This is a genomic window from Streptomyces mayteni, assembly GCF_054783955.1.
On sequence record NZ_BAAGPR010000200.1, the window covers coordinates 1 to 6,899 of the forward strand.

Here is a 6,899-nt window from a genome sequence, read left to right on the forward strand (position 1 = left end):
CCGCCAGAAGCGACACCCCCACGCCATCCGCATCCTCGCCCGAGCCTGGCTCCGGGTCATGTGGGCCTGCTGGCGCGACGGCACCTGCTACGACCCCACCACCCACCAAGCCCACAACAAGATCAACACACCCACCGAGGCGCCCATGGCGGCATAGAGGTTGACTCAGGGAACTCACAGGCCCAGCTCCTCGACGATGGCGTCGATGCGCGCGGTCTCGGCGTCGAGGAACTCCGTGAACTCGTCCCCGGTCATGAAGGTGTCCTCCCAGCGGTTCCGTTCCAGGGCGTCGGCCCACTCCTCGGTGGCCACCAACTCGGTGGCGATGTCGCGGAGTTCGGCGAGCTGTCCGTCGTCGAGCCCTGGCGGGGCCATCAGGCCGCGCCAGTTGGTGAGCACCACGTCCATCCCCTGGTCGACGAGGGTGGGCACGTCGATGCCCGGCACCGGCTCGGCCGCGGCGAGACCGAGGGCCCGGAAGCGGCCGGTCTCGATCTGGTCCGCGAAGTCGTTGAAGCCGCTGACGCCGACCTGCACGGTGTGGGAGAGGAGCGAGGTGGTGACCTCGCCGCCGCCCGAGTAGGCCAGGTAGTTCAGCTGGCCGGGGTCGATGCCGGCGGCGCTGGCCAGCATGCCGGCCAGCAGGTGGTCGGTGCCGCCGAGCGACCCGCCGCCGACGGCGACGCCGTGCGGGTCGGCGCGCCAGGCGTCGAGCAGGTCGTCCAGGGTCCGGTGCGGCGAGTCGGCGGGGACCACGAGGACCTCGTAGTCGTCGGCGAGCCGGGCGACGGGCGCCACGTCCGCCATCGTGTGGTCGGAGCCGGTGACGCGGATGCCGCCGAGCATCACGGTGCCGGTGACCATCAGCAGCGACTCGTCGCCCGAGCGGCCGACGGTCTGGCTGAGGCCGATGGTGCCGGCGGCGCCCGGCACGTTGACGACCTGCGCGTTGTTGACGACGCCCGAGGAGCGCAGCGCCTGCTGGGACTCCCTGGCGGCCAGGTCCCAGCCGCCGCCGGGGGCCGCGGGGGCCATCAGGGTGAGGTTGGTGCGGGCGCCCCCGCCCGCCGACTGGCCGGCCGCGTCGACGACGGCGAGGGCGATCAGGGCGAGCACGACGGCCGCGTAGCCGCCGGCGGCCAGCGGCCGTCGTGTCCAGGCCCCGGCCGTGGCGGGGCGCGGCGGGCTTTCGGATGGGTTCATGAGGCACCTCGGGCAGGTCGGCGCGACGCCACCACGGGTCCCGTGTGTGGTGGCGGCGTGATCGGCCATGCTGCCCGGCGTGCCGGTCGGTGTCAGCGGTTGGACGGCTTGGGGCCGTTGTGATGGTTGAGTTCTTTGTGATCGTGGGCCGGTGAGGGCTGGTCAGGGCCCTAGTCGGCGGGCCCGGCGCCGTGTGCGGGCGCGATCTCCTCGATGCGGCTGGCCAGTTGGACGTCGAGCTGGGTCACCTTGCCGCCGACGCTGTGGGTGTTGACGGCGATGTCGAGGCGGTTGTAGGTGACGGTCAGCTCGGCGTGGTGGCCGAGCTCCTCCTGGACGGCGGCTACGTGCACCAGCAGGGCGACGGCTGGCAGGTGGCCGGGGAGGGTGTAGTGGCGCTCGAGCCGGTCGCCGCGGGCGGCCCAGCCGGGTAGCCCGCTCAGGCACTCCGCGATCTCGAGCTCCGTCAGCGGCTGCGGTGCCATGGCACTTCCTTTCCAGGGGGCCCCGCTGCGGGGGGCTGGTGTTCCGCAGACTACGACGCGGCGGGGGTCGGCGCCCCCGCGCGCGGCTCGGCCGGGCGCGCCGCCGCCTCGGCCAGCCAGCGGCGCAGCACGCCGTGCACGGACTCGGCGCCGACCAGCTCGGCGCCGGTGTCCCCGCCCGGCGCGGAGAGCGCGATCGGGGACATCAGGAACGCCCGGCTCTGCTCGCCGCCCAGCCCGCCGTGCGAGCCGACCTGGTCCTCGAAGGCGTGCACCTCGCCCGTCTCCGCGTCGAGCGAGGAGTTGACCATGATGTCGGCCGCGTTCGGGAAGCGGGCGGTGCGCAGCACCGCCTCGGCCGCGCCGGGGCCGAACGGCGCGAGCGGGTCGGCGCCGCGCACCTCACCGGTGGCGAGCCGGTGCTGGGCGCCGCCGGCGCCCAGCACCACGGGCCCGTGCAGCTCGCTCCGCACCAGCAGGAAGCCGATCCCCGGGTGGTCGGCGAGGCGGCTGAGCAGCCCGGGGTGGCGGGCGGCTATCGCCTCGGCCGAGGCGCGCCCCGCCAGCCCAGGGAAGGAGATCAGGCCGAGGTTGCCGGAGCCGAGCACCACGGGCGCGCCGCGGCGGCGCGCGGGGCCGCCCGGCGGCTCTGGCGACTCCTCGGGGCGGTGCAGCGCGGCGCGCGCCGCGTTGCGCGCCTCGGCGCCCGCCGGCTCGCCCGACACGCCGGGCCGGCCGAGCTGGCGCGGCAGTTCGACGGGCTGGCCGCTGCCGGCCCGCACCAGCTCCTCCAGCGAGACGCCGTACCTGGCGCGGAAGGTCTCGCCCTGGCTCTGCCCGTGGTCGGAGAGCAGCACCAGGTGGTAGGGCCGGGGCGCGTACCTGATGGCCTGGGCTATCGCGGCGACGGACCGGTCGAGCCTGGCCAGCACCTGCCGGGTGTCCCGGCCGCGTGGGCCCGAGTGGTGGGCGACCTCGTCGTAGGCGACGAGGTCGGCGTAGACGGCGGTGCGCCCGTTGAGTATGTCGCCGGCCACCGAGGCGGTGACCACGTCCCGCTGGACGACCGTGGCGAAGGCCCTGATCAGCGGGTAGAGGCCGCCCCGCGGGACCCGGGGGCGCTCGCCGCGCAGCCGGGCGCCGAGCGACTGGCCGATCTCGCGGCCCAGCTCGGCGACGAAGGAGAGTGCCGTGCGGGCGGCGTGCGCCGGGTCGGAGAAGTACGCGAAGTAGCCGGCGCGGGAGCGCTGGCGGCGCCCGCGCCTGACCGCGACGGAGAGCACCAGCGCCACCTGCTCCGCACCGCCGGTGAACAGGTTGCCCCGGCTCGCGCCGTCCTCGGCGAGCAGCCCGGGGTGGCCGCTGCGCTCGGTGGCGCGGCGCTGGAGCTCGGCGGCGTTGGACGGCCGGTTGCTGATGATCACCTCGCCGGTGGCCTTCTCGTACCAGCGGAAGGCCGGCACGTTCTCATTGCTGCCGTGTAGGATGGCCAGCTGGGACGCCCCCGTCTGGCTCGACCAGTCGGTGCGCCAGGGCGTGAGCCGGTGGGTGGTGCCGGCCATGGCGGCGAGCGTGGGCATCAGGGGGCGCTCGCCGCCGATGGCCTCGCACAGCAGCTCGTAGCCGACGCCGTCGAGCTGGAGGAACACGGTGCCCGGGGTGCGCGAGCGGGGCGCGGGCTCGCCGCGGGTGGCGCGCCAGCCGGCCAGCCGGCGCATCCGGCGGCGCTGCGCGCCGGTGTCGCGGACGGCGAGGAGGGTGCTGGCGCCGGAGGACGCGACGGACATCACGGCGGCCACCACGGCCGCCACGGCGGGGCTGGCCTCGCCCCGCCCCTGGGGTATCGCGCTGAGCGCGACCAGCAGCAGCGAGCCGTTGAGCAGGAAGACCAGCAGGCCGAGCACCAGCGCGGGCACCAGCAGCAGGGCGCGCACCAGCCAGGGCCAGACCAGCGCGTTGAGCAGGCCGAAGAAGCCGGCGCCGAGCGCAGCGACGCGGCCCAGCTGGGTCAGGCTGTCCCCGTCGGCCGACTGGAGCCGGAAGCCGGGCATCACCATGGCGAGCAGCAGCATCGTCAGCGTGCTCACCGCCCACACCGTCAGCACCCGCAGCAGGGCGGCGCCCGCGCTGCGCATGGCCACGACCGGCATCTCACCACCCTCCCTTCGGCACCGGGCACCAGACGGAGCACCCTTCCACCCATTCTCCCCGTCTCGCCAAATCGTCCCCCTTGGCCCCCTTCGTCCCACCGGCTCCGGCCGCCCCACGCGGCGGCTGGCATGCTGGATGGCGAAGGACGACGGCGGGGGAAGGCGAGAGCGGGCGGCGGGCGCCGGCCCCGCTCGAACGACACCCCCTGCCGGAAGAGCGTTCGACGGCCGGAAGGAGTTCCTGATGCCGGTGGAGATCACCTGGTGGGGTCACGCCACCGCGACCGTGCGGGACTCCGGGACGACGGTGCTGACCGACCCGGTGCTCACGCCGCGCTGCGCCCACCTGCGGCGGCGCCGCGGCGACGTGCCGCCGGCGGCCGCGCGCGCCGCGGACGCGGTGCTGGTCTCCCACCTGCACGCCGACCACCTGCACCTGCGCTCGCTCGCCAGGGTGGCCGCCGGCGCGCTGCTCGTGCTGCCGCGCGGCGCGCTGCGCGCCGTCCCGCGCCTGCGGCGGCTCGCCGCGGGGCTCGAGGTGTGCGAGGTGACCGCGGGGGACAGAGTCAGGGTGGGCGGGTTGACGGTGCGCGCCGTGCCGGCCGCGCACGACGGGCGGCGGCTGCCGTTCGGCCCGCGCCGGATCCAGCCGCTCGGCTATGTGCTGGAGGGGGAGGCCAAGACGTACTACGCGGGCGACACCGACCTCTACGAGGCGATGGCCAGGGAGACGGGCCCGGTCGACATGGCGCTGCTGCCGGTCGGCGGCTGGGGGCCCCGGCTCGGCCACGGCCACCTCAACGCGGAGCGGGCCGCCGAGGCGCTGGCCGCGCTGCGCCCGCGCGGCGCGGTGCCGGTGCACTACGGCACCTTCTGGCCGGTGGGCATGGCGGCGGTGCGGGCCCACGAGTTCCACGCGCCGGGTGACGAGTTCGTGCGGCACGCGGCGCGGCTGGCGCCCGGGGTGCGGGTGCACCGGCTCGACCACGGCGAGAGCGTGCGGCTGGCGGTGACGGGCCGATGATGCCGGTGACCGCGACGGCGGGCGCCGGGGCCGCGCTGGCCGCCAGCGAGGCCGTCTCGGACGCCGTCTCCACCGACTCCACCCAGCAGGTCGTCGGCTATCCCTCGCTGTTCCTGCTGGTGCTGCTCGGCGCGCTGGTGCCGATCGTGCCCACCGGCGCCGTGGTCGGCTCGGCCGCCGCGGTCGCGCTGCACCACCCCGAGCCGGCGCTGGCCTCGCTGCTGGTGTTCGCACTGTCGACGGCGGCCGCGTTCCTCGGCGACGCGATGCTGTTCTGGCTCGGCCGGCGCGGCGTGCGCTCGCGCAACGGCTCGCGCTGGCTCGACCGGATGTACGAGCAGGTGGCGCCCGAGCGGCTGGCCAGGGCGCGGGAGCGGATCGCGGCCGGCGGCACCACCGTGCTGCTTGTCTCCCGGCTGGTGCCGGCCGGCCGGATACCCGTGATGCTGGCCTGCCTGCTGGCCAGGATGCCGATGCGGGCCTATCTGCGCGCCGACCTGCCAGCCGCGCTGGCCTGGGCCGCCATCTACCAGCTGCTCGGCATGCTGGGCGGCGCGCTCTTCCCGCACCCCTGGCAGGGGGTGCTGGCCGCGCTGGTCCTGACCCTGCTGATCGCCGCGGCCCCGCCGGCCTGGCGCCGACTGCGGCGGCTCCTTCACCGAGGCCACCGCGACCACCGCGACCCCCGTGACCGCCAGGACCGCCGCGACCACCAGGACCCCACCCCGCGACCGGCGCCCAGCTCCTCGTCGTAGCGCCCGGCCGCCGCCGCGAGGTGGCTGGAGAGCACCCACAACACCCCGAGGTCGAAGGCGAGTTCGGAGAGCGCGGCGAACTGGTTCACGGTGAACTTGAAGACCTGGCCGACCAGCACGTCCACGAGCAGAGCCGCCCACCACAGCCGGAACGCGGCCACCCGGTCCCGGCCGAGCCTGGCGAGACCGGCGAGCCAGAGGCCCACCGAGACGGCGGCGCACAGCAGGATGCCGACACTGGCGCCCTGCTGGGGATCGTTCCGCAGCTCTCCCCCGACGAAGTCCATCGGGATCCAGACCACCAGCAGCAGCGCCTCCACCAGGACGCACAGCGCGGCCAGGGCCAGCGCCACCCCCGCGCCGGCCAGCCGCTCGGCCGCCCGCCGCGGGCCGCGCGCCCAGGCCGTCGCCCCGGTGCGCCAGCGGCCGGCGGGCGCGCGCTCCGGCACCGAGGCCAGCAGCACGGCCAGCGCCCGGTCGATGTCGCGGTCCGAGCGCTCGACGAACCGCAGCGCCGTCCGCCGCTGCTCGGCGGTGAGCCCGGACGTGACGCCGGTCAGCGCGAGGTCAGCCGCGTTGGCGGTGCGCCGCTCCGCGGTGAGCCGGCCGAGGTCGGCGGTCCGCCGGCGCACCAGCCAGGTCAGCAGGAGCAGCAGGGCGAAGGTGGCGTAGATGATGCCGGCCGCCGGCCGGTAGAAGTAGCCCTGGTCGTCGGTGACCTGCTTGCCGACCTCGTCGATGAAGAGCCCGAAGCCGACGCCGCCGACCACCGCCCCGAGCTGCCGGCCGGCGCGCCCGAGCAGGCAGAGCCCGAGGAGGACCGCCACCATCATCAGCAGCCCGCCCCAGAGCATGTGCGCGATGTGCAGATCGCTGCCGCCGCCGCCCAGCTTGGGGTAGCCGGCCTGGGCGAGGAAGGCGCGGGTGGCCAGGACCGTGACGATCCCGGACAGCGCGAACAGCCGCACGGCCCCGGCGGCGCCGAGGGCACGCGGCACGAGCCGCCATCCGGCGCCGCCGGCCACCGCCGACCTGTCGGGCGCCGCGTGTTCGACGGCCATGGTTTTCCCTCCCCCGCGCGCCGAACCCCCCGGCGCTCCCAGGCAGCATCGCGCGCCGATCGCCGCGCGGGGATCCGGGAAGGCCCCGATCTCCCCCTCGGAGTTCCGGAAGACAGGCCCTAGTTGTTCTGTCTCGGGAGGTTGTGGACGGTGATGTAGGTCTCGGCTGGGGGATCTTGAATAGGTGAGGGCCTTCCGGGTTCGGTGTGGATTACGACGTC

The 6,899-nt window shown here is 75.6% G+C and carries 6 protein-coding genes; 2 read left to right on the forward strand and 4 right to left on the reverse strand.

The window, feature by feature from the left end; all coding sequences use genetic code 11:
* Positions 1–174: 174 nt before the first annotated feature.
* The 3 genes from ACYVPE_RS38650 to ACYVPE_RS38660 all read right to left on the reverse strand — a co-directional run bounded on the left by ACYVPE_RS38650 (position 175) and on the right by ACYVPE_RS38660 (position 3,838).
* A complete protein-coding gene (locus tag ACYVPE_RS38650; protein ID WP_461038525.1) occupies positions 175–1,203 on the reverse strand; it encodes a Bug family tripartite tricarboxylate transporter substrate binding protein in 1,029 nt (342 codons plus the stop codon).
* A 170-nt stretch (positions 1,204–1,373) separates the two neighbouring features.
* Complete coding sequence (locus ACYVPE_RS38655) at positions 1,374–1,688, reverse strand: 4a-hydroxytetrahydrobiopterin dehydratase (protein WP_461038526.1); 315 nt, start codon at positions 1,686–1,688, stop codon at positions 1,374–1,376.
* Between the two features lie 50 nt (positions 1,689–1,738).
* Positions 1,739–3,838: a phage holin family protein gene (locus ACYVPE_RS38660; protein ID WP_461038527.1), complete on the reverse strand. Its 2,100-nt coding sequence runs from the start codon at positions 3,836–3,838 to the stop codon at positions 1,739–1,741.
* 244 nt (positions 3,839–4,082) lie between these two features.
* Between ACYVPE_RS38660 and ACYVPE_RS38665 the strand changes: the two genes are divergently transcribed.
* Both ACYVPE_RS38665 and ACYVPE_RS38670 read left to right on the forward strand, forming a co-directional pair.
* A complete protein-coding gene (locus ACYVPE_RS38665) occupies positions 4,083–4,862 on the forward strand; it encodes an MBL fold metallo-hydrolase (RefSeq protein ID WP_461038528.1) in 780 nt (259 codons plus the stop codon).
* A complete protein-coding gene (locus ACYVPE_RS38670) occupies positions 4,859–5,617 on the forward strand; it encodes a DedA family protein (RefSeq protein WP_461038529.1) in 759 nt (252 codons plus the stop codon). The genes ACYVPE_RS38665 and ACYVPE_RS38670 overlap by 4 nt, the downstream gene beginning before the upstream one ends.
* On the opposite strand, the gene ACYVPE_RS38675 is transcribed toward ACYVPE_RS38670, so the two are convergent.
* Complete coding sequence (locus ACYVPE_RS38675; protein WP_461038530.1) at positions 5,518–6,678, reverse strand: hypothetical protein; 1,161 nt, start codon at positions 6,676–6,678, stop codon at positions 5,518–5,520. The two genes, ACYVPE_RS38670 and ACYVPE_RS38675, sit on opposite strands and share 100 nt — an antisense overlap.
* Positions 6,679–6,899 lie beyond the last annotated feature (221 nt).

Coding starts and splice junctions, on each gene's coding strand:
- ACYVPE_RS38650 (WP_461038525.1), bottom strand. CDS start 1,203: ATGAACCCATCCGAAAGCCCGCCGCGCCCCGCCACGGCCGGGGCCTGG.
- ACYVPE_RS38655 (WP_461038526.1), bottom strand. CDS start 1,688: ATGGCACCGCAGCCGCTGACGGAGCTCGAGATCGCGGAGTGCCTGAGC.
- ACYVPE_RS38660 (WP_461038527.1), bottom strand. CDS start 3,838: ATGCCGGTCGTGGCCATGCGCAGCGCGGGCGCCGCCCTGCTGCGGGTG.
- ACYVPE_RS38665 (WP_461038528.1), top strand. CDS start 4,083: ATGCCGGTGGAGATCACCTGGTGGGGTCACGCCACCGCGACCGTGCGG.
- ACYVPE_RS38670 (WP_461038529.1), top strand. CDS start 4,859: ATGATGCCGGTGACCGCGACGGCGGGCGCCGGGGCCGCGCTGGCCGCC.
- ACYVPE_RS38675 (WP_461038530.1), bottom strand. CDS start 6,678: ATGGCCGTCGAACACGCGGCGCCCGACAGGTCGGCGGTGGCCGGCGGC.